Here is a 23,080-nt window from a genome sequence, read left to right as displayed (position 1 = left end):
AAGCCCGACGCTTTCGCGTCGGGCTTCTCGTGTGGCGAGGTGCCGGTCGGGCTTAGCCCTTGGCCGGCGCCGGAGTCTTGCCCTTGCCCAGCATCCGGTTGATCTGCCATTGCTGCGCGATCGACAGGATGTTGTTGACCACCCAGTACAGCACCAGGCCGGCCGGGAAGAAGAAGAACATCACCGAGAACACCAGCGGCATGATCATCATCACCTTGGCCTGGATCGGGTCCGGCGGCGTCGGGTTCAGCTTGGTCTGCACGAACATCGACACGGCCATCACGATCGGCAGGATGTAGAACGGGTCGGGCACCGACAGGTCCTTGATCCAGCCCAGCCACGGCGCGCCGCGCATCTCGACCGAAGACAGCAGCACCCAGTACAGCGCGATGAACACCGGGATCTGGATCAGGATCGGCAGGCAGCCGCCGAGCGGATTGACCTTCTCGGTGCGGTACAGGCCCATCATCTCCTGGTTCATCTTCTGCGGGTCGTTCTTGTAACGCTCGCGGATCGCCGTCATGCGCGGCTGCAGGTCCTTCATCTTGCCCATCGACTTGTAGCTTGCCGCGGACAGCGGGAAGAACACCAGCTTGATCAGCACGGTCAGCGCGATGATCGACCAGCCCCAGTTGCCCAGGATGCCGTGCAGCTTCTCCAGCAGCCAGAACAGCGGCTTGGCGAGGATGGTCAGCCAGCCGTAGTCCTTGACCAGTTCCAGGCCCGGCGCGATCTGCTCGAGCATGTGCTCTTCCTGCGGGCCGGCGAACAGGCGTGCGTCGGTCGACACCGTCGCGCCCGGCGCGATCTCGCCCAGCGGCTGCTGCACGCCAACGCGATACAGGTTCGGGTCGATCTGCTCGACGTAGAAGCTGTGCTGCTTGCCGGTCTGCGGCAGCCAGGCCGAGGCGAAGTAGTGCTGCACCATCGCGACCCAGCCGTTGTCCGACGGAGCGGGCAGCGTGACCTTGCCCTTGGCGATGTCTTCGAAGCTGATCTTGTGGTACTTGTCCGCGTCGGTGTAGACGGCCGGACCGGTGAAGGTGCTGTAGAACTGCGACTGCTCGACGTGGGTACCGTCGCGCGCCAGTTCCATGTACAGCGTCGGCGAGACCGGCTGGGCGCGGTTGTTCGTCACGTCGAAATGCGTCGCGACGACATAGCTGCCCTTCTGGAAACGGTAGGTCTTGGCGAAGCGCACGCCGTCCTTCTCGGCGGTCAGCACGACGTCGAGCGAACCGGCATTGCCCAGGTCGCGCGGACCCGGCGCGGCGGTGAACACCGTCGTGTGGTTCGGCAGGTCGCCGTTGATCAGGCCCGAGCGCGCCATATAGGTATGCGCGGCGCTGCGCTGGAACAGCACGACCGGATTGCCGGCCTCGTCCTTGTGGCGCAGCAGTTCGAGACGAGACAGGATGCCGCCCGCGGTATCGATCTCGGCACGGACCACGTCGGTCGTGATGACGATCTTCTCGCCGGCCGGCGCGGGCGCCTGCGGCGCGGCTGCCGGGGTGCCGGTCGGCGACGCGCCGCCCACCGCCTTGGGCACGTCGCTGCGCGCCTGCGGGGCGCTCGCCGGCGTGCCGGTCGCGGCGGGTTGCGAGGCGCTCGGGAAGAACATCGAGGCGTGGCCGTTGGCGCGCTGCCAATTGTCGTAGAGCAGCACGAGGGACATCGAGAAGATGACCCAGAGGATGGTGCGTTTGATATCCATGTCTCGCTGTATCTGGGAATTCAGGGTCTGGGCAGCCGGACGCTGACCGTCGGACGGCCGGCGTCGCGCGAAGGCGGCACCGGATCATACCCGCCTTGCGCGAAGGGATGGCAGCGGCACAGCCGGCGGGCGGCCAGCCAGCTGCCGCGCGCGGCGCCATGAGCGACGATGGCTTCGCGGGCGTAATCGGAGCAGGTCGGCAGGAAGCGGCACTGCGAGCCCAGGTACGGACTCAGCGCGATCTTGTAGAAGCGCAGCAGGGCAAGCAGGATAGGCTTCATGTCGGTGCCCTCGATCAGGCGCCGGAATGCGAGGTGAGCGCAGCGGGCGGAGCGGACGGCAGGGGCCGGGCGGCGACTTCCATCAGCTCGGCCAGTTCGGCCTGGCAGGCCAGCCGGACTGCACGGCGGCTGGGGAATTCGGTGCGCGGGAACTTGGCCTGCAATCGCAGCAACACGTCGCGGCCGACCAATTGGTCCTGCCGCTGGCGGAACAGTTCCCGCACCATGCGCTTCACCAGATTACGCTCGGCGGCGCGCGGCGCAAACTTCTTGCCGACCACGATGCCGAGCCGCGCCTGCGGCTGGCCGTTGGCGCGGACGTAAAGCACGAAATGGGCGCTGCGCCGCCGCGGGCGCAAAGCAAAAACGGATGAAAACTCATCCGTCTTTGTGAGCCTCGCGGCTTTGGGGAAGGCATGGGTCGGCACGCTGGTCAGACTGGCTGGCACGCGTTGCCGGGCCGTCCTGGGGGCAAGGCAAGAAGGGACAGCGGCAAGGGCGGCGGCCGGGACACGACCGCGCCGCGTCCCGCCATCATGCGCCGGCGGTTGCCGGCTGCATCGATGCGGGCCGCCGTCCCGTCACCCGGCCCTTAGACTGCCAGGCGCTTGCGGCCCTTGGCGCGGCGCGCGTTGATCACGGCGCGGCCGCCACGGGTCTTCATGCGCACGCGGAAGCCATGGGTACGCTTGCGGCGGGTAACGGAAGGTTGGTAGGTACGTTTCATGTTGCACTCTCTGGTTGATCTGGGCACGCCCGGCCGGCCAGGGGCCTTGGCTGCCGCGTATGGTTCGCATGGGGGCCGCCGCGGATGCGGTACTGCCGACGCTTGTGATTGTCCTGAAGCTGACCTGACGCCGGCCTTGGGTGTCGCGATACAGGTCTCGCGACGCAGGCTGGGCGGGATGACCGCGCGGCTGGCGCGGGCGACCCGAGCTCAGGTCCGCCGCCGCTCAAGAAATGAAGCGGGTCAGACCCGGCGATGCGCATACGTGATCCCCTGCCGCATCGCAGAACCCGCCATTTAACGGATTTTCTGCGCGCCTGTCAAGGCTGCTGTGGGAGGACGCCGCTGTGCGGGTGCACGCATGGCCGATGACGGCGGTTTTCTTGTCCACAGTGGTGCGAAGCACATTTTGGAGTGGCCTAAACACCGCTTTTTTTTCGTGATGCGAAGGACAATCCCCTTTTAAATCAAGCGATTGGCCTCTATAAGTGCCGGCTGCGGCGCTGCAAGGTTGCAGGTTGTGCACAGTCATCCACCGAATTTTCACAAGTTGTCCACAGACTTATCCTTTGTGGATAACTTGGGCCGGGGGGTACAATCCCGGTCCAAACACAACACGGCCTGCGTGGCGCACGCACAACCCGAGGTGTGCAGGACATGACGGTTAGGCGGCTTGGCGGGCGGGGGATCCGACAAGCCGGCTGCGGTAGCGGTCATGCCGGCACTCGGGAGACAGCGGCGCCCTTTTTTATTGGGACTCGAAAGACTGCTGACGTGACGCCAGGCAGCCGTGGCACTACCCAACAACAACCGATGCAAGATTTCTGGCAGGCGGCAGCCGCGCAGCTCGAGCGCGAACTGACGCCTCAACAGTTCAAAACCTGGATCAAGCCGCTCGCGCCGGTCGCGTTCGATGAGAACGCCCTGTCGCTGCGCATTGCCGCGCCCAACCGCTTCAAGCTCGACTGGGTCAAGAGCCAGTTCTCCGGGCGCATCACCGCGCTGGCCTGCGAGTACTGGGAAGCGCAGGTGAGCGTCCACTTCGTCCTCGACCCTACGGCGTCGGGGCGTGCGGCAGCGAACGGCTATCAGGCCCCCGGCAATCCGGGCGGCCCGTACGGTCCTGCCCAGGATCCGGCCGCCCCCGGCGGCGTGGGTCCGGCCGCCCATCTGGCGCCGGCCTACGGCGCGGGCCAGGCGATGGGCCAGCCGCCGGCGCACGGCGGCCAGGGGCCCGGTCCGGGCGCGCTGATGTACGGCGCACCGGAGCAGCCCGGTGCCGGCGTTGCCGCGCCGGCGGGCTATGGCGGCATCCACGGCGGCATCGGCGCCGGCATGGGCAACCCGCAGGCCGCTCCCTACCCCGGTGGCGGCCAGCCGATCGGCGCCGACGTGGTCGATGTCGACGTGCCGCAACTGGACCCGGCCGAGGCCGCGGCCCGCTCGTATCGCGTCGCGCAGCAACCGATGCCCGGCCAGCAGCCGGCCGACACGGTCCACGAGCGCTCGCGGCTCAACCCGATCCTGACCTTCGACAATTTCGTCACCGGCAAGGCGAACCAGCTGGCGCGCGCCGCGGCGATCCAGGTCGCCAACAATCCGGGCAAGTCGTACAACCCGCTCTATCTGTATGGCGGCGTCGGCCTCGGCAAGACCCACCTGATCCACGCGATCGGCAACTTCATGCTGATGGAGAACCCGCGCGCCCGGATCCGCTATATCCATGCCGAGCAGTACGTCTCCGATGTGGTCAAGGCGTATCAGCGCAAGGCGTTCGACGAGTTCAAGCGCTATTACCACTCGCTCGACCTGTTGCTGATCGACGACATCCAGTTCTTCTCCGGCAAGAACCGCACGCAGGAAGAATTCTTCTACGCGTTCGAGGCGCTGATCGCCAATCGTGCCCAGGTCATCATCACCAGCGATACCTATCCGAAGGAAATCACCGGCATCGATGATCGGCTGATCTCGCGCTTCGACTCGGGCCTGACCGTCGCCATCGAGCCGCCCGAGCTGGAAATGCGCGTCGCGATCCTGATGAAGAAGGCCGCCGCGGAAAACGTTTCGGTGCCGGAGGAAGTGGCCTTCTTCGTCGCCAAGCATCTGCGCTCGAACGTGCGCGAACTGGAAGGCGCGCTGCGCAAGATCCTCGCGTTCTCGAACTTCCACGGCAAGGACATCACGATCGAGGTCACCCGCGAAGCGCTGAAGGACTTGCTGACCGTACAGAACCGGCAGATTTCGGTAGAAAACATTCAGAAGACCTGCGCCGACTTCTACAACATCAAGGTCGCCGATATGTATTCCAAAAAGCGGCCTGCCAATATCGCGCGGCCGCGGCAGATCGCGATGTATCTGGCCAAGGAACTGACGCAGAAGAGCCTGCCCGAGATCGGCGAGCTGTTCGGGGGGCGCGACCACACCACCGTGCTGCACGCGGTACGCAAGATCGCCGACGAGCGCAGCAAGGATGCCCAGCTCAATCACGAACTGCACGTTCTGGAACAGACCCTGAAGGGTTGAAAACCCGGCGCCGGGGATTTTGGGGGACGGGTGCGGCGGGCTGGCATACTGTGGTCTGCGCGCCGCGCGCTGCCGCGGGACGCGGAAAAGCCCGGTGGCGACCCGCAAACCCGCGCGGAACAAGGCTTTGCGGGCCGCCGGCAAATATTGGGGGATCGTGGCTTTTCATGCACAATATGCAGACCAGCCACACATCGTCCGGCTTTGCCGAGCCGCCCGATCCGAGGTAAAATGCGACATTAACTCCTTGATTCCTAAGTGATTTTGGAGTTGTCCAAGACACCCGGCGGACGCTGACTATAAACGACGAAGGACATATTCAATGCAATTGGTCAAAACCTCGCGAGACAATCTGCTGCGTCCGCTGCAAATCGTGAGCGGCATCGTGGAGCGCCGCCACACCCTCCCGATCCTGGCCAACCTGCTGATCCGCAAGTCCGGCGCCAACGTCTCCTTCCTGTCCACCGATATCGAAATCCAGATCACCACGCACGCCGAATGCGGCGTCGGCAGCGACGACGTGGCCACCACCGTGGCCGCGCGCAAGCTGCTCGATATCCTGCGTGCGATGCCCGACGGCGATGTCGCGCTGTCGCTGTCGGACAAGCGGATGACGGTGCAATCGGGCAAGAGCCGTTTCGCGCTGCAGACGCTGGCCGCCGAGGAATTCCCCACGGTCGCCGAAGCCACCGAATTCAACGCCAGCGTCACGCTGCCGCAGAAGACCTTCAAGCATCTGCTGGCGATGGTGCATTTCGCCATGGCCCAGCAGGACATCCGCTACTACCTGAACGGCATGCTGCTGGTGGTCGACGGCAAGAAGCTGATGGCGGTCGCCACCGACGGCCACCGCCTCGCCTATTGCGCGGTCGAGCTCGAACAGGAAGCGGCGGGCGCCGGCGCGCGCCAGGAAGTCATCATCCCGCGCAAGACCATCCTGGAACTGCAACGCCTGCTCGAGGACAACGACGACCCGGTGCAGGTGCAGCTGGCCGCGAACCAGATCAAGTTCACCTTCGCCAATGTCGAACTGATCTCGAAGCTGGTGGAAGGCAAGTTCCCCGATTTCCAGCGCGTGATTCCGAAGGGCTACAAGAACGCCTTCGCGATCGATCGCATCAAGCTGCAGCAGGCGCTGCAACGCACCGCGATCCTGACCACCGACAAGTTCAAGGGCGTGCGCTGCATTCTCGATACGCATACCCTGAAAATCAGCTCGACCAACGCCGATCAGGAAGAGGCGCAGGAAGAGCTCGAACTCGATTATTCGGGCGATGCGCTCGATATCGGCTTCAACGTGACCTATCTGCTCGACGTGCTGGGCAACCTCAAGAGCGAGCAGGTCCAGGTCAGCCTCGGCGACTCGAATTCGAGCGCGCTGATCACCGTGCCGGAAGACGACAACTTCAAGTACGTCGTCATGCCGATGCGCATCTGATGTTCCGGTAAAGGATCGCAAGATACGCAGAATCCGGAGCATCGAACGGCAGGCTACGGCTCTCGCAGCGGGCAAACAGCCCGCGCGACCGACCCGCAGTAGCAGGGGCAGGATCATGGCGATCCGCCCCTTTGCCGTTTTTATGTAACCGCCATGCGGAGGGCCGATGGCCGCGTCGTAACCCGGCGCGCCGCGCTCCCCGCATTTGCCGTGAGTAGGAAAACATGACCCAACAGCAGAACCCGCAACAGGAAAACAGCTACGGCGCCTCCTCGATCCAGATCCTGGAAGGCCTGGAGGCGGTACGCAAGCGGCCGGGCATGTATATCGGCGACACCTCGGACGGCACCGGCCTGCATCACCTAGTGTTCGAGGTGCTGGACAACTCCATCGACGAAGCGCTGGCCGGCTACTGCACGGAAATCCAGGTCACGATCCACACCGACAACTCGATCTCGATCATCGACAACGGCCGCGGCATTCCGTCCGGCATCAAGTTCGACGACAAGCACGAGCCCAAGCGCAGCGCCGCGGAAATCGCGATGACCGAGCTGCATGCGGGCGGCAAGTTCAACCAGAACAGCTACAAGGTCTCGGGCGGCCTGCACGGCGTCGGCGTGTCCTGCGTCAACGCGCTGTCGAAATGGCTGCGCCTGACGGTGCGCCGCGACGGCCAGGCGCATTTCATCGAATTTGCCCAGGGCGCGGTGCAGAACCGCATCGTCGAAACGGTCAACGGCCCGGACGGACAGCCGGTCGAAGTCTCGCCGATGAAAGTGCTCGGCCCGACCGACAAGCGCGGCACCGAGGTCCACTTCCTCGCCGACCAGGAAATCTTCACCAACGTCGAGTTCCACTACGAGATCCTGTCCAAGCGCATCCGCGAACTGTCGTTCCTGAATAACGGCGTGCATATTCGCCTGACCGACCAGCGCACCGGCAAGGAAGAGGATTTCGCCTTCTCCGGCGGCGTGAAGGGTTTCGTCGAATACATCAATCGCGCCAAGTCGGTGCTGCATCCGAATATCTTCTACGCGAATGCCGAGAAGGAAGGCATTACCGTCGAAGTGGCGATGCAGTGGAATGACGGCTTCAACGAGCAGGTGCTCTGCTTCACCAACAATATTCCGCAGCGCGATGGCGGTACCCACCTGACCGGCCTGCGCGCGGCGATGACGCGCGTCATCAACAAGTACATCGAAGAAAACGAGATCGCCAAGAAGGCCAAGGTCGAGACCACCGGCGACGACATGCGTGAAGGCCTGTCGTGCGTGCTGTCGGTCAAGGTGCCCGAGCCCAAGTTCAGTTCGCAGACCAAGGACAAGCTGGTGTCGTCCGAAGTGCGGCTGCCGGTCGAGGAACTGGTATCGAAGGCGCTGGGCGACTTCCTGCTGGAAACGCCGAACGACGCCAAGATCATCTGCGGCAAGATCGTCGACGCCGCGCGCGCGCGCGAAGCCGCGCGCAAGGCCCGCGAAATGACCCGCCGCAAGGGCGCGTTCGACGGCATGGGCCTGCCCGGCAAGCTCGCCGACTGCCAGGAACGCGATCCGGCGCTGTCCGAACTGTTCCTGGTCGAGGGCGACTCCGCAGGCGGCTCCGCCAAGCAGGGCCGCGACCGCAAGTTCCAGGCGATCCTGCCGCTCAAGGGCAAGATCCTGAACGTCGAGCGCGCGCGCTTCGACAAGATGCTGTCGAGCCAGGAAGTGCTGACGCTGATCACCGCGCTGGGCACCGGCATCGGCAAGGACGACTACAACCTCGACAAGCTGCGTTATCACCGCATCATCATCATGACCGATGCGGACGTCGACGGCTCGCACATCCGCACGCTGCTGCTGACCTTCTTCTACCGGCAGATGCCCGACATCATCGAGCGCGGCTATGTCTATATCGCGCAGCCGCCGCTGTACAAGGTCAAGCACGGCAAGGACGAGCGCTATATCAAGGACGACAACGAGCTGAACGCGTACATGCTGCGCCTGGCGATGGAAAAGGCCAGCCTGCTGCGCCCGGACGGCAGCGAGATCACCGGCGAAGCGCTGACCGAACTGGCGCGCCAGTACCAGCTCGCCGAAGCGGTGATCGGCCGCCTGTCGCGCGTGGTCGACAGCGACGCGCTGCGCGCGATCGCCGACGGCGTCGAACTGAACCTGGACTCCGCCGAAGCCGCCGAGGCCTCGGCCCGCGCACTGAAGGCCAAGCTGTCGGAAATGCACGCCAAGCGCCTGAACGGCGCCGCGGTCAATGACGACGGCACCGCCGACGTCTACGCGCAGTTCGACGAGAAGAACGAGAAGCACCGCCTGATGGTGGCCCGCCGCCATCACGGCAACGTGCGCCTGTCGCACATCGATTCCGACTTCGTCCATGGCGCCGACTACGCCGCGCTGGCGCTCGCCGCCAAGACCTTCCAGGGCCTGATTCCGGTCGGCACCAAGGTTCGCCGCGGCGAAGGCGAGAAGATGCGCGAGCAGACCGTCAACGACTTCCACGGCGCGATGCAGTGGCTGCTGTCGGAAGCCGAGCGCGGCGTGTCCCGCCAGCGCTACAAGGGCCTGGGCGAGATGAACCCCGAGCAGCTGTTTGAAACGACGCTGGACGTCACGCAGCGCCGCCTGCTGAAGGTGCAGATCGAGGACGCGATCGCGGCCGACCAGATCTTCACGACGCTGATGGGCGACGAGGTCGAGCCGCGCCGCAACTTCATCGAGTCGAATGCGTTGGTGGCACGCAATATCGATGTGTGATCGCGCAGCGCCGTAGCATGGCGGCCTGTTCAAGCCGAGGCAAGACGCCCGACCGTTCAACGGCCGGGCGTTTTTTTATGGCCGGCTCAGAAGATTCAGAAGACTCGGGGCATTCAGGACATTCAAGGCATCACCCGATAAGTCGACTGCACCAGCCCCGAAGGAAAGCTGCGGCTCGATACCAGCGCAAGGTCGATGTCGTGCGGCAGTGCGCCGAACAACGGCCTGCCGGAGCCGATCAGCACCGGCACCGTGGTGATCACCATGTCCGCGATCAGGCCATCGCGCAGGAACGACTGCACCAGCTGCCCGCCGTCGACATACACGCGACGTACGTTCTCGCGCGCCAGTGCCTCCATCGCTTCCGTCGGCGTCCAGTTGGCGAAGCGGACCTTGCCCTTCAGCGCCTCGGGCACCGGCGTGTCCGCCAATTGCCTGGACAGCACGAGCACGGGCCGGTCGTAAGGCCATGGATCGAAGCTCAGCACCTTCTCATAGCTGCCGCGTCCCATCACGATCAGGTCCTTGTCCGCGATGAATTCCGTGTAGCCATGGTCCTCGTCGGGATCGTCGCGCTGCAGCAGCCAGCCGATATCGCCGTCGGGGCGGGCGATGAAGCCATCGAGGCTGGTGGCGATGAAGACGTGTGCGGTGGTCACTGGTTTGCCTCCTTGTGTGCGGACCGTATTGTTGTCCGCGTATGCCCCTGGCACAAGACTCGCCACGGCACTGTTGCAGGTCGGTCGGCTGCCAGGCCGCGCACTATGCCGCGCGCAATGCCCCTGCGCCCGCAAAGCCGTCGCCGCCGCGGCGCGCCCGCGTTTCCCGTACCAGCGCCTGCGGCGGCCTGCCCAGCGAACGCAGGAAGGCCCGCCGCATCCGTTCCTCGTCGCCGAATCCCGTTTGCGCCGCGACTCTGCCGATCGAGGTCTCTCCTGCCTCGATCAGCGCATGGGCCGCCTCGAGCCGGAGCTTCTCGATCGCCTTTGCCGGCGACATGCCCGTCTCCGCCTGGAACGCCCGGCTGAAATGCCGCTTGCTCCAATGCACGTGCTCGGCAAGCTGTTCGACCGATAACGGCTCGTGCAGATGTTCGCGCGCGAAGTCGAGCGCGAGCCGGACGCGGTCGGACTTGGGTTCGAGCGCAGCCAGCGTGGAGAACTGCGATTGCCCGCCCGTACGGCGGTAATGCACCACCATCATCCGCGAGATGGATTTGGCCAGCGCATCGCCGAGGTCCGCCATCACCAGGGCCAGCGCGAGGTCGATGCAGGCCGTCATGCCCGCCGACGTCCACACCGGCCCGTCGTTGACGAAGATCTTGTCCTCATCGACCTGCACCGCGGGAAAACGCTGCTGCAGTTCGCGCGCCAGCGCCCAGTGCGTCGTGGCCCGGCGTCCGTCCAGCAGTCCCGCCTCCGCCACGATGAAGGCACCGGTGCAGATGCTGGCGATGCGCCTGGCGCGTGGCGCCGCTCGTCGCAACTGGGCGATCAGCGCGGGCTCGGTGGGGGCCTGCGTCGTGGTGCCAGCGACCAGCAAGGTGTCGTAGTGCCGCCGGCCGATTGCCTGCGTCTCGATCTTGACGCGCGACGATCCGGCCACCATGCCGCCGTCGGCGGACACCACCGCAATCTCGTAGCGCGGTTGCGACGACAGCTCGTTCGCCAGCTCGAAGACGGTCAGTGCCGCCATGTCGAGGATCTGAAAGCCGGGATAGACGACCAGGGCAATGCGCGCGCTCATGATGTCCCCTTTGGAGGGTTCCGCCGATTGGATGCCGGCCATTGTAGCGGCAGGGCCGCCAATCGGCCGGCCTTTCGCCGTGTCCCTTATTGCGGTTTTTTGGTCATTTGAGCCATCGCCGGTTTCCACCAGAATGAGCTCGGACGGCAACGCATCGGGCACCGGCGGCACGGCAGGGCCAATGGGCTCCAGTGCGAGCTGCCGAATCCCCTTTGACCGATACAGCGATACAGGACATCGACATGCAACTCACCGACAACACCATCTTCATCACCGGCGGCACCTCCGGCATCGGCCGCGCCCTGGCGGAAGCGTTCCACAAGCTCGGCAACCAGGTCATCGTCGGCGGCCGCCGCAAGCATCTGCTGGACGAAGTGACCAAGGCCAACCCGGGCATGGACGCGGTGGAGCTGGATATCGCCGACCCCGCAAGCATCGCGCGCGCGGCAAGCGAGCTGACTGCCCGCCATCCCGGGCTCAACGTGCTGATCAACAACGCCGGCATCATGCCCTTCGATCAGGCCGACGCCGCGATCGACGAGGCGACCATGCAGGCCACCGTGACCACCAACCTGCTCGGCCCGATCCGCATGACCTCGGCGCTGATCGAACACCTGAAGCGCCAGCCGCGCTCGGTGGTGATCCACAACACGTCGGTGCTGGCGTACGTGCCGCTTGCCAACACCGCGGTGTACTCGGCGACCAAGGCCGCACTGCATTCCTACGCGCTGTCGCAGCGCTTCATGTTGCGCCACACCTCGGTGCGCGTGCAGGAAATCGCGCCGCCCTGGGTCAACACGGACCTGATCCAGAAGAGCGACGACCCGCGCGCGATGCCGCTCGATGCCTTCATCGAGCAGACCATGGCGGCGCTGGCGACCGATGCGGAAGAAGTGCTGGTCGAAGCGGCACGTCCGTTGCGCGACAACCCCGGCGCCGCAGAGCATGCGTTCGTCAATGGCTTCAACGAGAGCATCGCGGCCACGCCGATCCCGGTGGGCTGAGACGCCGCCAAGCGCGTCGGCGCATGGCGCGGTGGCTACCCGAGTCGCCTGAATCAGACCCCGCCTGCTGGCGGGGGTTTCTTGTTGGAGTTGGCAATCCGAGCCGGGCCCGGTCTACGGTCGATACCTTTCCACGATGTCGAGATTGCCGCTCGAATCGGCACCGCCGACAACCAGAACGCTGCCGTCCTGGAGCAGCGATGGCGCGGCCCGGCTGCGTGGCCTCGACATGCTGGTTGCCACGGTCCAGACGTTGACGTCCGGGTTATAAATTTCCGCGGTCGCCGTTGTGCCCGCCGAGGTGGCGCCGCCAGCGACAAGCACGCGACCGTCCGCCAGAAGCGCCATCGCGGGCAGGAAACGTCCGGCATGCATGGTGCTGGGCGTCCATGTCGACGCGACAGGATCATAGAGCCACGCCGTATTGCCTGCGCCTGTCATCAGGACCTTCCCATTGGCCAACAACACGGACTCGGCCACTGTGCTGGTGCTGCCGGGGAACGCCAGCGGCGTGCTGCTGCCGGTATCGGCAACCGGATACAGCTCCGCCACCGCGGAACCCGGGCCGAGACCACCCACCAGAAGCACCGTATCGCCGCCCGGCAGCAGCGTTGCCGCATGCTGCCCCCGCGAAAAGGCCAGCGGCGTCGCCAGCAACGTCCAGGTATTGGTGGCCGGATCGTACCGTTCCGCCGTCGTGGACGCCGCCCCGCTGGTGCTGCTGCCGATCACCAGCACCTTGCCGTCCGGCAGCAGCGAAGCGGTATGCCGGGTGCGGCTGTACGCCATGCTGCCGGCCGACTGCCAGGTGCCGGTGGCCGGATCGTAGAGCTCCGCCGTCGCCGTGTTGCCTCCGGCGACGAGCACCCGCCCGTCTTGCAGACGCGTAGCGGTCGCCTCGACATGGGCACTGACCATGCTCGCCGTCGCTGCCCAGAGATCGGTGACCGGGTCATAGAGAAACGCCGAAACACTGGCCGCCGACGCAAGGTAGCCGCCGGCCACGAGGACCTTGCCATTGTTCAGGCTCGTCGCGGACATGTAGTGCATGGGACCCGGCAGCGAATGCGCCGTTATCCAGCTGCCGCGGGCGGTCACGCCGATCCGGACCGTGGCCTGCGTACTGCCGGCCCGGTTGGCCGCGGTAACCGTGTACACGGCTTGCGGCTGGATCGTGGTGGCGGTGCCGGCAATCACGCCGGTCTGGCTGTTCAGGCTCAGGCCGGCGGGCAAGGCGGGGCTCACCGAAAAGCTCGCCGCCGCGCCGCCGGTGACGACAGGCGTGTTGGGAACGATCGCTTCGCCGGCGACATACAGCGCGGACGCCTGCGCATAGGCAAGGCCGGATGGAGCCACAACGGCGGCTTCCACGGCGATGCGCAGCGTCGCCGTCGCTTCCCCGGCCGCATTGCGTCCCGTCACGGTATAGGTCGCCTCCGCCGCCGCGGCGGCTGGCGTGCCAGTGATCACGCCCGTCTGCGTATCGAACGCGAGCCCCGCGGGCAGCGCGGGCGTGATGGTGTAGGCATCGATCGGTCCGCCACCGTTGGTCGGTCCGTTCGCGGCAATGGGCACACCCACGGTGTAGACGACGGCGGGCTCCCGGTAAGCCAGCTGGCTTGGGGCCACCGTTGTCTTCCGCACTTCGATCTGCACCCTGGCGGTCGCGCTGCCGGCGCCGTTCCGCGCCGTCACGACATGGACTGTCGAGGGAGTGACCGCGGCGGGCGTCCCCGAGATAATCCCCGTGGCGGCATCGAGAACCAACCCTTCCGGCAACGCCGGTGCGATGGTGTAGCGCTCGATCGCCCCGCCGCTCGCACTGGGATGATTGGGCACGATGGGCTTGTCGACCTCGTAGACGGCCGACGACATGCCATAGCTGAGGCCGGCGGGCGCCTGCTGCGTCGGGGTTGGGGCCGGCACCTGCTTGTCATCGTCATCGTCGCCGCCGCATGCGGACAGCAGCGACAGACAGCACAGGCACAGCAACAGCAGCCATTGGGCCGGCCGCTGCAATTGGTGCCGCGGGCGAATTGCGGCATGGCGCGAGAGATTTGTCATTTTTCCCGGCTCCAAAAATGCGTTGATTTACGGCGCTCCCGAATGGGCAACGGTATTGCGTGGCAAACCGATACGCAGCCGTTGCGACAATCGCATTCCAATATGGGCGAAATGCAATTCCACCTGATAAATCGGCGATGGCCCAGGAATTGGCGCGAATATACACCAGGCAATGCACGGAATGATCGCGGTCAATAATGCCGGTTTCCGCAGATTTCACCAATGGATGGCACGGGTACGTGGGGCCAATGGTGCCATTCCGTGTATTGGATAAAGCAGCGCCTCAACGACGCCATGTCGTCGGCCAGTCCGGCAGGAAGTCCGCGATCACCAGGGACCTCGCCCCCGGCTTCGGCTGCCAGTCCGTGACATGCCCGCCCAGCGGCGCCCACCAGGGCGCTGCGTCGGCGAGTACGGAACGGAAGTCCACCGCTTCGGACTCCACCACGCCGCGCCGCTGGTTCGCCAGCACCCAGCGCATTCCGGCCACCAGGCTGGAGGCGACCTGCAGACTCGTCGCCGAGTTGTAAGGTACCAGCGTGCGCGCTCGCTCGATGCCGAGGTGCGAGCCGTACCAGATGCCGCCGTATCGGCCGCTGAGCAGCAGCACGCCGAGTTCGTCCTCGCCGCTGACAATTTCGTCGCGCAGGATGCGTGCGCCGCGTACGCGCGTGGCGGTCCGGTCGTCGAGCCACTGCATCGAGGCGAGCGTGGCGGCGGTGGGGCGGTAGGCGTAGTAGACGGTGGGACGATACGGGGGCCGGCCGGCTGCATCGGCTGCATCGGCCGCACCGGCGCCCTGGGCACCATCGTCGGTAAGGTAGGCCGCGATCGAGATCGATTCGTTGTGCGTGATCAGGTAGGCGTCGAACGGTCCGTGCGCCGGCGACCATGAGCGAACGCGCGTGCGATGTCCCGGCCGATTGATCGCGATCGCCGCACCGCAGCCGTCACTGTGGCGGTAGCCGCCGGGGGGCAGCGCGGGCTCATGCGTTCCCCATCCGAGTTCCGCGTCCTGCAGGCATTCGGTGATGAAGCCCTCCGCGGACCAGGTGTTGGCGAATTCGCCATCGCGCGGGAAGCCCGGCGCTTGCTGGCTATCGTATTCGCTGATCTGGATGACCCGTAGATCGAGACGGCGTGCGAGCGCGGCCCAGCCGGCGCGATGCCGCGGTTCGACCGCCTCCAGCCCGGCATGGCCCGCCAGCTCCATCAAGGCCGCCTTGACCAGCACCGACACCATGCCCGGGTTGGCGCCATGCGCCACCAGCGCAGTCGGCAGCGTCTCGCGGCCGCGGGCGAATGCCAGCATCCGTTCGCGCAACGCGTAGTTGCTCAGCTGCGAGGCGGGGGCGTTGCCGGCATAGTCCCAAGGCTCGATGCCGGCGTCGATGTAGAAGGCACCGCGGTGCTGCGTCAGTGCGATCAGGTCGCGGCTGCAGACGGAAGGCGCCAAACTCACCAGAAAGGTCCCCGGGCGCAGCAGCGGGCCAAGGACGGGCGCAAAATTGTCCGCGGTAATGCCGGCCTCCACCGCGCGCAGATCGTGCGCCGCCACGACCTGCCGACGGCGATCGTCCAGCGAGCGATCCACCACGGTGATGGCCGCCCGTGGCCAGGTTCGCTGCAGCAGCGGCAGCACGGCCTGCCCGATACAGCCAAAGCCGACGATGACGATTTGCTCGATCACGTTGAACTCTTCCGCTCGACAACGGCGATGCCGGTCATCTCGCGCGCCAAGACCGCGCCGCAGCGGACCGAATCGGGGATACCGATCGATTCGATTCCTTATATCCAGACTGGCGAAGGCAATGGTATCGCCGCGTGCGGCCACTGCCAACGGGCATCGATTTCGCAGTGCGCGCCGGCAACCCAGCTGCCGGCCGCCATTCCGCCGGGTGATGCCTAATATGCCGGACGCATCATTGTTGCCCCGCTTCAGGCCCGGCAAGATCAGTCTCCAAGCCGGAATCGCCGGGGCTGGCGCGCCATGCACACGAGGCGGCGCGCCACGCCCGCAGCCTTGCCACAAAGAATGGAGACAGCTCGACGTGAGCGGCTCAACCGACGGACGTCGGTGCCGCCGCGCCCCTCAAGATCTTCGTCACGGCCGCGAACTCTTCGTTCGCATATCCCGCGTCTTCCGCGTCGCGCAGCAGCTGTGCAATCAGCGCGGGCAATTCGCTCCGTAGGCCCTGACGACGCATCGCCTCTTCGATGCGCCGGGTGGCATCGACCGAGATCGACAAGGGACTCTGCGAGATCGCGAAATCGCCCTTCTCGATGACATTCCCCTCATGACGCAGGAATGCGCCGAACGAGGGAGACATCGCTTCGACGATGCCACCATAGACACCGACGTCGAGCCCCTCGGCCTGCGCCAGCGCGGCGCCCTGGAAGAAGCCCATCGACGCACCATAGACGTACGACAGCGTCGCCAGATCCATGGTGGCCGCGGCGGCAGCGTCTTCGCCGAGGTAGACGATATTGCCGCCGAGCGCCGCCAGCAGATCGCGCGCATCGGCATGTGCCGCACGGCTTCCGGAAACGAGGATGGTCGTATCGGGCTGGCCCATCTGCTCGGGCGCGACCTGGATGGCGCCGTCCAGATAGCCGGCACCCACCTCGCGCGCCACGGCCGCCAACTCCTTCGCGTCCTGCGGGCTTCCGGTGGTCAGCTGCAACACCAGCTTGCCCTTCAGCGCCGCCTTGACCCCGTCTCCCGACAGGATGGCGTGCGTGGCCGCGTAGTCGTGCACGCAGATGACGACGGCTTCGGCTGCAGCCGCCGCCTGTGCGGCCGTATCCGCGACGATGGCACCATGGCTCGCCAACGATGCGGCCTTGTCCGGCGTGCGGTTCCACACATGCACTTCCATGCCCGCCTGCAACAGCAGGCTGGCGAGTTTCGTTCCCATCTGGCCGAGGCCGATCACGGCTACCGTTTTCATCTGCGCACTCCATTCGTGTAACGTTGGCGCAGTATGCGAATGTACGGTTTGGATGGTCAAGTACGCACTAAAATGACAGGTACTATCCAATTGGTAAGTATTGGAGATGAATCGAATGAAACGCAGCCAGCCTTACAACTGCGGCATCGGCCCTGCTTTCGAAGTGATCGGCGGCAAATGGAAGGCGCTGATCCTGTACGAGCTGCATGCCGGGCCCTTGCGGACCGGAGAGCTTCGTCGACTGCTCGATGGCATCACCGAGAAGATGCTGATCCAGCAATTGCGCGAGATGGAGGCGGACGGCATCGTGCGCCGCGAGGTGTTTCACGAGGTACCGCCGCGTGTGGAATACTCGCTGACGCCGGCCGGCCGGGCATTGAATCGGGCGTTGGGGCCGGTCGCCGAATGGGGACAAAAATATGCGGCATCCCGATGATCCGCGCGCGTGGCAACAGGCCGAGTTGGTGACCCAGTTGCGCGCGCTCGGCGTGCCTCCGGGCGCCGTGCTGCTGGTCCACGCGTCGTTCCGCTCGATCAGGCCCGTGCAACGGGGCCCACAAGGATTGATCGAGGCGCTGCGGGAAGCGGCCGGCCCTGCCGGCACGCTGGTGATGCCGTCGTGGGGCGATGACGATGACGCGCCCTTCGACCCGGCCGCCACGCCGGCATCGGCGGACCTTGGCGCGGTCGCCGATGCCTTCTGGCGACTGCCCGACGTGGTTCGCAGCCACCACCCGTTTGCCTTCGCGGCGGCGGGACCGCATGCGCATCGAATCACCGCGGATCCCTTGCCGTTGCCGCCCCATATTCCGGCCAGCCCGGTCGGCCGCGTGCACGAGCTCGATGGACAGGTGCTGCTGCTTGGCGTGGGCCATGACGCCAACACCACGATCCATCTGGCCGAACTGATGGCCGGCGTGCCTTACGGCGTGCCGCATCACTGCACGGTGCTGCGGGACGGCAAGCCGGCTCGCATCGACTATCTCGAAAACGACCACTGCTGCCAGCGCTTCGATCTGGTGGACGGATGGCTCAAGGAAAAGGGCCTTCAGCGTGAAGGCCCAGTTGGCAATGCCGGCGCCCGCTTGATGCGGGCGCGGGACATCGTCGATGTCGTGCGGCAGCAGTTGGCTCGCGATCCGCTCGTCTTCCTGCATCCGCCTCAGGTTGGCTGCGAGGAGTGCGATGCCGCGCGGCGGTCGGTCAGCACCAAGTAGCGACCGACGTAGCGAATGACGTAGCGGGAGATGTTGCCGGAATGGCGCGTTCAACCGCCAATGCCGAGCAGCTCCACCTCGAAATTCAGCGTCGCATTCGGCGGGATCGTCCCCGGCACGCCGCGCGAGCCATAGGCGGTGCTGCCCGGGCACACCAGCCTGGCCTTGCCGCCGACCTGCATCTTCTGCACGCCCTCGGTCCAGCACGGGATCACGCGATTGAGCGGGAACGAGATCGGCTGCCCGCGCTTGTACGAGCTGTCGAATTCGGTGCCGTCGGTCAACGTGCCGCGGTAATGCACCTTGACGGTATCGGTGGCCTTGGGCGAGGCGCCGTTGCCCTTGGTCAGGTGCTGGATCGAGACGCCGGAAGGCAGGGTCTGGGCCGGTTCGGCGGCATGGGCGGCGAAGGCCAGCGCGCCGAAGGAAAGCAGCGAAGCGAGGGAAGCAAACGAAGCGAAGGAAGCAAGGCGGGGGAGTCGGGTCATTGCGGTAATCCTTTGAGTCAGGGGAAGGCACAAGGATAAACCGATTGAAGCCCGGGACGGTCCGCGGTGCCGTGCGGTGCCATGCGGCGCCATGCAGCGCCTCGCTGCACGCACCACGGCAAGCACTGCCGCAGGCACCGGCAGACCGCCCGACTTCACCCGCTCCCCCCTCAAACTCGCGCGTTCAACCCGTCCGCAAGCGCTCACGCAACTGGTACTTCATCACCTTGCCAGTCGGCGTGCGCGGCATCGCCTCGACGACGCGCACCTGCCGCGGCACCTTGTACTTCGCCAGCCGTTCGGCGCAGTATGCCTGGATATCTTCGACGTCGACGCTGGCATCGGCCTTGGCCACCACCACGGCTGCCACGCTCTCGCCCCACTCGGGGTGCGGCATGCCGACCACCGCCACTTCCGAAATCGCCGGATGGCCCGCCAGCACGTCCTCGACCTCCTTCGAATAGACGTTCTCGCCGCCGGTGACGATCATGTCCTTGACGCGGTCGACGATGAACAGATAGCCGTCCTCGGCGATCCGCACCAGGTCGCCGGTGCGATACCAGCCATCGTGAAATGCTGCCGCGGTGGCGGCGGGATCGCGGTAGTAGCCCTGCATCATCGACTGGCAGCGCATCCAGATTTCGCCGACCTCGCCCGGGCCGGCCTCGTGCTGTTCGTCGCGCATGACCTTGATGGTGCAGCCGCTGACCGCGTGGCGTCCGATCGAGCCCGCCTTGACGACCTGCTCCTCCGGCAACAGCGCGGTACCGGTGGGGCCGGTTTCGGTCATGCCGAAGACCTGATAGAAGCGCTCGGAGCGGTAGCGTTCGGCGAGCACGCGGGCGGTGCCGGCATCGATCGGGCCGCCGCCGTACAGCCAGGCGCGCACGCTGGACAGATCGTAGCTGGCGAAATCCGGTGCCATCTTCATCGCCATCAGGTACGCGATCGGCGCGCCGAAGAACAGCGTGCATCGCTCCTGCTGCACCGTCTCGAGAAACCGCACGGGATGATATTCGGGCAGCAGCACCACGGTGGCGCCGACGAACAGGCTGCCGACCAGCAGGTTGTTCAGCGGAAAGCTGTGCCAGATCGGCATCGCCAGCAGTACGCGATCGGAAGGACCCAGCCCATAGACGAGGCTCTATCCCGTGCCGGCGAGAATCACGTTGGCGTGCGAGTGCATGCAGCCCTTCGGCCTGCCGGTGGTGCCCGAGGTGTACAGCAGTTCGGCGAGATCGTCGGCTTCGACTCCGACTGGCCGATAGGGGTGCGCCCCGCCCTCCGGAGCCATCAGGGGCAGCCCCGCCTCATTGCCGGCGGGCGACAGCGCAAACGCCGGCGGCGCGCCGTCCAGCTGCCGATGCAGGTCGGCATCGACCAGCCACAGCCGGCTTTCGCTGTGTTCGAGGATATAGGCGGTTTCGGGCGCGGCGAGCTTGTGGTTGACCGGTACGGCGACGGCACCGATATCGAGGATCGCGTAGTAGGCGATCACCCATGCGGCCGAATTGCGGCCGTGCAGCGCGACCTTGTCGCCCTTGCCGATACCTTGCGCCTGCAGCCACGCGGCGGTGTGCTTGACGCGCCGTCGCAGTTCGTCGTAGCGGATACGCTGCGCGCCATCGACGATAGCGATATCCGACTTGCGCTGCCGGGCGACGCTGTCCAGCGCCTCATTGATCGTCCACATGGTGTCTCCTCCTTGAGGCCGTTCCTGGTTCGGCCGTTTCGTCTTCCGTCGTCTACCGTATGGCTTGCCGCTTCCTCCCCGGTGATTCCATTCAGGCCGATGCCATCAGGCGTGCGGTCGCGCCGTTCCCATCGCCAGCGCATCGACCGCGGCGGCGATGTCGCTGCCACCGGTTGCGGACAACATCGCCGACACCGTCGCCGGCACCAGTCCGTCGGCGCAGAACAGTTCGGCCGCGGCCAGCCCTGCCGCATCGCGCTTGACCCGCAGGCGCCATTCCGCCGCCTCGCCCAGCAGCACCGCCTGGTACGTGCGCGCCATGCCCCATGCCAGGCGCCGGCCTTGCGCTTCCTCCGGCGCGTTGATCATCGGAATCAGCGTGTCCAGCGCATTCTCGATCCGCTGGCGCAGGCCGCGCGTCGCATCGAGCGACAGCCCGCGCAGCCGCCGCACCACGTCCTCGATCCAGGCCTCGCCATGTTCGGAGGCGCGCAGCGCGCGCAGGACGTCGTGCGCCAGCACGGAGGTCGTGCCCTCCCAGATGCAATGCACATGCAGATTGCGGAACAGCCGCGGCAGGCCGGTGTCCTCGATATAGCCCGCGCCGCCGAAGCTCTCGAGCAGCTCGCTGCCGGCCCAGACCGCCTGGCGCGCGCAGGCCAGCTTGGTCAGAGGCGCCATCAGGCGCGACAGCGTGCCGTCGGCCCCGTGCTCGGCCGCACCGATCAGCGCCGCGGTCTGGAAATTGAGCGCGAGCATCGCCTCGTATTCGGCGGCGATGCGCGCCAGCCAGGCGCGATGCATCGGCTGCTGCGCCAGCGGCTTGCCGAAGACCTCGCGCTTGCCCGCGTAGTCGCGCGCCAGATCCAGCAGATGGCCGACCCCCGCCGGGCCGCCCCACGAGGCCCACAGTCGCGCGATATTGAGCAGGCCCGCCATCTTGCCGACGCCCTGTCCGATCTCGCCGACCGGCACCGCGACGGTGTCCTTCAGGTCCAGCTCGGCGGTGGGCAGCGCGCGCGTGCCCAGCTTGTCCTTCAGCCGCCGGACCTCGATGCCGTTCCAGCTGCCGTCCGGGCGGCGCAGCTCGACCAGGAACAGCGACAGGCCGCGGCTGCCGTCCTGCGCGCCCTCGGGCCGCGCCAGCGCCAGCGCCACCTGCCCGGTGGTGGCCGAGGTGAACCACTTGGTGCCGTTCAGCAACCACCTGCCGTCGCTCGACCGCCGCGCCGTGGTCGAGCTGCGGCCCACGTCCGAGCCACCCTCCTTCTCGGTCATCCATTGGCCCGAGGTCCACGCCTCGTGCCGGGCGGTCAGCTTCGGCACATAGCGCCGCGCCAGTTGCGGGTCGTGCTGCAGCAGCAGCCGCGCGGCGCCGTCGGTCATCACCAGCGGGCAGTCGGCCACCGCGCAGGCGGGGTCGTACAGGTTGACCAGGCCGGCCTGCACCACGCGGGAATGCTCGCCGTAGGGCGTTTCATAGGGCAAGGCGACCAGCCCTTCCTCCTGGCCGATCTGCACCAGTCGCAGCCACGCCGGATCGACGCGCAGCTCGTCGACGCGCCGGCCCCACGGGTCGTAGGGCACGTGCTGCGGCGGATTGCGTTCGGCCTGCTCGGCCAGCGGCAGCAGTTCGGTGACCGCGCGCTCGCCGAGGCGATCCAGCGAGGGGCTGGCCTCGGCGAACACCTCCGCCGGAAGCAGCCGCTCCAGCGTCAGCCGCAGCGTCGGATCGGTACGAAAGCGGTTGCCGGGCTTCGGCGCGGCCTGATGGAAGTCACTCATGCCGTCTTCTCCTTGACGGGTTGGCAGCAGTGGGCTGCGGTCCAAGGGATTGCACGCAGAAGGCGACGAGGCTCGCCACCAAGTCGACGTCTTCCTCGTCCGGATGCGGCGCGCTGAGCGGCCCCACCAGCGTTTCCGCGATGGCGCCGACGATGGCGGTGCCGACCAGGTGCGGATGCTGCGGCGCGATCTCGCCCGCCTCGATGCCCTGCTGGACCAGCCTGGCGAAGATCGCGCGGTAGGGCTCGCGGAACTGCATCCGTGCCACGTCGATCGGCGGATCGACCGGCTCGGCCAGCAGCGCCCAGGCCAGCTTGCGCCCGCGCAGGGCACGCCGCGCAAAGGTCTCGACCACCCGCGCCAGCCGCTCGCGCACGGTGCCTTCGGTATCGAATGCGGCTGCGCAGGCGTCGATCTCGGTCTGCGCGGCGCGCTTGAACACCTCGTTGAACAGATCCGCCTTGGTGGCGAAGTAGCGGTAAATCAGGCCGGCCGAGATATCGACCTCGGCGGCGATGGCCGGAATGTTGGCGGCGGCGTAGCCGCCACGCGCGACCAGCTTGAGCGCGGCCTTGATGATGCGCTCGCGGGTTTCTGCCAGGCGGGCTTCGACTTTGGGGGTTCGACGGTAGGGCATGAAAGAAGTATCTATGCTTTCATTTCTTCGTGCAAGGTTGAGATTCTGGTTGTAGACTCGGA

At 66.2% G+C, this 23,080-nt stretch carries 19 protein-coding genes and 1 pseudogene; 7 read left to right on the top strand and 13 right to left on the bottom strand.

What is annotated here, in order from left to right:
* Positions 1 to 52: 52 nt before the first annotated feature.
* The 4 genes from yidC to rpmH form a co-directional block, all read right to left on the bottom strand.
* Positions 53 to 1,714, bottom strand: coding sequence for a membrane protein insertase YidC (gene yidC, locus F1599_RS11845; protein ID WP_149317363.1), 1,662 nt, complete (start codon positions 1,712 to 1,714; stop codon positions 53 to 55).
* A 20-nt stretch (positions 1,715 to 1,734) separates the two neighbouring features.
* Complete coding sequence (gene yidD, locus F1599_RS11840) at positions 1,735 to 1,995, bottom strand: membrane protein insertion efficiency factor YidD (RefSeq protein WP_149317364.1); 261 nt, start codon at positions 1,993 to 1,995, stop codon at positions 1,735 to 1,737.
* 14 nt (positions 1,996 to 2,009) lie between these two features.
* A complete protein-coding gene (gene rnpA, locus F1599_RS11835; RefSeq protein ID WP_150083265.1) occupies positions 2,010 to 2,423 on the bottom strand; it encodes a ribonuclease P protein component in 414 nt (137 codons plus the stop codon).
* A gap of 164 nt (positions 2,424 to 2,587) precedes the next feature.
* Positions 2,588 to 2,722 (bottom strand): 50S ribosomal protein L34, encoded by a 135-nt coding sequence (rpmH, locus tag F1599_RS11830; RefSeq protein WP_006578231.1) that lies wholly within the window; start codon positions 2,720 to 2,722, stop codon positions 2,588 to 2,590.
* 813 nt (positions 2,723 to 3,535) lie between these two features.
* Between rpmH and dnaA the strand changes: the two genes are divergently transcribed.
* From dnaA to gyrB, 3 genes are all read left to right on the top strand, one after another.
* Positions 3,536 to 5,245 carry a chromosomal replication initiator protein DnaA gene (gene dnaA, locus F1599_RS11825; protein ID WP_149317365.1) on the top strand — a complete coding sequence of 570 codons (1,710 nt, stop codon included), beginning with the start codon at positions 3,536 to 3,538 and terminating at the stop codon, positions 5,243 to 5,245.
* 322 nt (positions 5,246 to 5,567) lie between these two features.
* Entirely contained in the window at positions 5,568 to 6,683 is a 1,116-nt protein-coding gene (gene dnaN, locus F1599_RS11820) for a DNA polymerase III subunit beta (protein ID WP_023264426.1), read from the top strand.
* Positions 6,684 to 6,907: 224 nt separating this feature from the next.
* Positions 6,908 to 9,433 carry a DNA topoisomerase (ATP-hydrolyzing) subunit B gene (gene gyrB / locus F1599_RS11815; RefSeq protein WP_149317366.1) on the top strand — a complete coding sequence of 842 codons (2,526 nt, stop codon included), beginning with the start codon at positions 6,908 to 6,910 and terminating at the stop codon, positions 9,431 to 9,433.
* A gap of 122 nt (positions 9,434 to 9,555) precedes the next feature.
* Here the strand turns inward: gyrB and F1599_RS11810 are convergent, their stop codons facing one another.
* Positions 9,556 to 10,092, bottom strand: coding sequence for a dihydrofolate reductase family protein (locus tag F1599_RS11810; RefSeq protein ID WP_149317367.1), 537 nt, complete (start codon positions 10,090 to 10,092; stop codon positions 9,556 to 9,558).
* Between the two features lie 103 nt (positions 10,093 to 10,195).
* On the bottom strand, positions 10,196 to 11,179 hold the full coding sequence (locus F1599_RS11805; RefSeq protein ID WP_150083264.1) for a GlxA family transcriptional regulator: 984 nt from the start codon (positions 11,177 to 11,179) through the stop codon (positions 10,196 to 10,198).
* A gap of 242 nt (positions 11,180 to 11,421) precedes the next feature.
* Between F1599_RS11805 and F1599_RS11800 the strand changes: the two genes are divergently transcribed.
* On the top strand, positions 11,422 to 12,183 hold the full coding sequence (locus tag F1599_RS11800; RefSeq protein ID WP_150083224.1) for an SDR family oxidoreductase: 762 nt from the start codon (positions 11,422 to 11,424) through the stop codon (positions 12,181 to 12,183).
* Between the two features lie 114 nt (positions 12,184 to 12,297).
* Here F1599_RS11800 and F1599_RS11795 read toward each other — a convergent pair whose 3' ends face one another.
* Both F1599_RS11795 and F1599_RS11790 read right to left on the bottom strand, forming a co-directional pair.
* A complete protein-coding gene (locus F1599_RS11795) occupies positions 12,298 to 14,247 on the bottom strand; it encodes a putative Ig domain-containing protein (protein WP_150083223.1) in 1,950 nt (649 codons plus the stop codon).
* 283 nt (positions 14,248 to 14,530) lie between these two features.
* Positions 14,531 to 15,937 carry a saccharopine dehydrogenase NADP-binding domain-containing protein gene (locus tag F1599_RS11790; RefSeq protein WP_150083222.1) on the bottom strand — a complete coding sequence of 469 codons (1,407 nt, stop codon included), beginning with the start codon at positions 15,935 to 15,937 and terminating at the stop codon, positions 14,531 to 14,533.
* On the opposite strand from F1599_RS11790, the gene F1599_RS11785 reads away from it, so the two are divergent.
* A complete protein-coding gene (locus F1599_RS11785) occupies positions 15,926 to 16,156 on the top strand; it encodes a hypothetical protein (RefSeq protein ID WP_150083221.1) in 231 nt (76 codons plus the stop codon). The genes F1599_RS11790 and F1599_RS11785 overlap by 12 nt on opposite strands.
* A gap of 151 nt (positions 16,157 to 16,307) precedes the next feature.
* On the opposite strand, the gene F1599_RS11780 is transcribed toward F1599_RS11785, so the two are convergent.
* Positions 16,308 to 17,258, bottom strand: coding sequence for an NAD(P)-dependent oxidoreductase (locus F1599_RS11780; protein WP_223819586.1), 951 nt, complete (start codon positions 17,256 to 17,258; stop codon positions 16,308 to 16,310).
* Between the two features lie 55 nt (positions 17,259 to 17,313).
* Between F1599_RS11780 and F1599_RS11775 the strand changes: the two genes are divergently transcribed.
* A complete protein-coding gene (locus F1599_RS11775; protein WP_150083219.1) occupies positions 17,314 to 17,634 on the top strand; it encodes a winged helix-turn-helix transcriptional regulator in 321 nt (106 codons plus the stop codon).
* Positions 17,618 to 18,415, top strand: coding sequence for an aminoglycoside N-acetyltransferase AAC(3)-IVb (aac(3)-IVb, locus tag F1599_RS11770; protein ID WP_150083218.1), 798 nt, complete (start codon positions 17,618 to 17,620; stop codon positions 18,413 to 18,415). Before F1599_RS11775 ends, aac(3)-IVb begins: the two co-directional genes overlap by 17 nt.
* A gap of 50 nt (positions 18,416 to 18,465) precedes the next feature.
* Here aac(3)-IVb and F1599_RS11765 read toward each other — a convergent pair whose 3' ends face one another.
* The 4 genes and pseudogenes from F1599_RS11765 to F1599_RS11750 all read right to left on the bottom strand — a co-directional run bounded on the left by F1599_RS11765 (position 18,466) and on the right by F1599_RS11750 (position 23,018).
* Positions 18,466 to 18,903: an FKBP-type peptidyl-prolyl cis-trans isomerase gene (locus F1599_RS11765; RefSeq protein ID WP_149317373.1), complete on the bottom strand. Its 438-nt coding sequence runs from the start codon at positions 18,901 to 18,903 to the stop codon at positions 18,466 to 18,468.
* 184 nt (positions 18,904 to 19,087) lie between these two features.
* Positions 19,088 to 20,596, bottom strand: a pseudogene (locus F1599_RS11760) (class I adenylate-forming enzyme family protein).
* A 105-nt stretch (positions 20,597 to 20,701) separates the two neighbouring features.
* A complete protein-coding gene (locus F1599_RS11755) occupies positions 20,702 to 22,381 on the bottom strand; it encodes an acyl-CoA dehydrogenase family protein (RefSeq protein WP_150083217.1) in 1,680 nt (559 codons plus the stop codon).
* Positions 22,374 to 23,018: a TetR/AcrR family transcriptional regulator gene (locus tag F1599_RS11750; RefSeq protein ID WP_150083216.1), complete on the bottom strand. Its 645-nt coding sequence runs from the start codon at positions 23,016 to 23,018 to the stop codon at positions 22,374 to 22,376. The genes F1599_RS11755 and F1599_RS11750 overlap by 8 nt, the downstream gene beginning before the upstream one ends.
* Positions 23,019 to 23,080: the final 62 nt, after the last annotated feature.

Source organism: Cupriavidus cauae, assembly GCF_008632125.1.
In the GTDB taxonomy this organism is placed as follows: domain Bacteria; phylum Pseudomonadota; class Gammaproteobacteria; order Burkholderiales; family Burkholderiaceae; genus Cupriavidus; species Cupriavidus cauae.
This window is presented reverse-complemented; position numbering and strand designations above follow the sequence as displayed.

Coding starts and splice junctions, on each gene's coding strand:
- rpmH (WP_006578231.1), bottom strand. CDS start 2,722: ATGAAACGTACCTACCAACCTTCCGTTACCCGCCGCAAGCGTACCCAT.
- dnaA (WP_149317365.1), top strand. CDS start 3,536: ATGCAAGATTTCTGGCAGGCGGCAGCCGCGCAGCTCGAGCGCGAACTG.
- yidD (WP_149317364.1), bottom strand. CDS start 1,995: ATGAAGCCTATCCTGCTTGCCCTGCTGCGCTTCTACAAGATCGCGCTG.
- F1599_RS11800 (WP_150083224.1), top strand. CDS start 11,422: ATGCAACTCACCGACAACACCATCTTCATCACCGGCGGCACCTCCGGC.
- F1599_RS11755 (WP_150083217.1), bottom strand. CDS start 22,381: ATGAGTGACTTCCATCAGGCCGCGCCGAAGCCCGGCAACCGCTTTCGT.
- F1599_RS11805 (WP_150083264.1), bottom strand. CDS start 11,179: ATGAGCGCGCGCATTGCCCTGGTCGTCTATCCCGGCTTTCAGATCCTC.
- F1599_RS11765 (WP_149317373.1), bottom strand. CDS start 18,903: ATGACCCGACTCCCCCGCCTTGCTTCCTTCGCTTCGTTTGCTTCCCTC.
- dnaN (WP_023264426.1), top strand. CDS start 5,568: ATGCAATTGGTCAAAACCTCGCGAGACAATCTGCTGCGTCCGCTGCAA.
- gyrB (WP_149317366.1), top strand. CDS start 6,908: ATGACCCAACAGCAGAACCCGCAACAGGAAAACAGCTACGGCGCCTCC.
- F1599_RS11775 (WP_150083219.1), top strand. CDS start 17,314: ATGAAACGCAGCCAGCCTTACAACTGCGGCATCGGCCCTGCTTTCGAA.
- yidC (WP_149317363.1), bottom strand. CDS start 1,714: ATGGATATCAAACGCACCATCCTCTGGGTCATCTTCTCGATGTCCCTC.
- F1599_RS11795 (WP_150083223.1), bottom strand. CDS start 14,247: ATGACAAATCTCTCGCGCCATGCCGCAATTCGCCCGCGGCACCAATTG.
- F1599_RS11750 (WP_150083216.1), bottom strand. CDS start 23,018: ATGCCCTACCGTCGAACCCCCAAAGTCGAAGCCCGCCTGGCAGAAACC.